1 protein-coding gene is annotated in these 762 nt (G+C 49.9%); it reads right to left on the bottom strand.

What is annotated here, in order from left to right:
• Positions 1 to 762: condensation domain-containing protein (locus tag Q0779_RS23675; protein ID WP_298776719.1), on the bottom strand; the 762-nt coding region annotated here is incomplete at both ends.

The raw sequence follows: 762 nt of genomic DNA, 5'->3' as shown, positions 1-762 counted from the left end.
CGGGGTAACTCGCTTGTCGCTAACCCTAACGCACCAAATCCAATGCCTTTGTCAGGTATGCTGCGCAACGCTTCCTTGGTGGCAATAATGACATCACTCACCGCCGCCTTAAGGGACAGCGCCAGCGGGAACATGGTGGTAAACCACCCCACCGTTCTGGTGGTATCAATCCGAGTATCAATGTCTTCACGGCCATGGCCTTCAAGAGTCATCGCCACCTCTGTGGTCATGAAGGTTCGACTCAGTGCCAGCGCTAACGCGCTTAAGAGTAAATCATTAATCTCGGTGTAATAGCCTTTAGGGGCATCATGCAGTAGCTGCGCAGTGACAGCCTGACTCCACACCAGATGGTAGTCAGTTTGATGTGCAGTGTGATTGTCAGTGTCATGTGCCGCTAACGCGCTGCAGGCTGAATAATCCACCTTCGCAGCCTTGTCCAACTGGGCCTGCCAATAATCACGCTGCTCTTCATTTTGCTCACCATAGTGATTAACCGTATCAACCCATTGACGGTAACTGCTGGTTTTTACACTCAGTACCTGCCCCGTTAAGAGCAAGCGCATATCGTCAATAATAATGCGCCAAGAAACCGCATCGATAATCAAGTGATGCAACATAAAGCATAATCGGGCACTGCCATCTTCATACCCCGTTAAATACACCACTCGCCATAAGCGATTCTCATCAAGACTAAATTGCCCTTGCCATTGGGTTAGCTGCTTATCTAACTGCGATGCTGTCAGCGATGATGTGTCTACCACC

The sequence above is a fragment of the uncultured Shewanella sp. genome (genome assembly GCF_947491715.1).
Taxonomy (GTDB): Bacteria; Pseudomonadota; Gammaproteobacteria; order Enterobacterales; family Shewanellaceae; genus Shewanella.
This window is presented reverse-complemented; position numbering and strand designations above follow the sequence as displayed.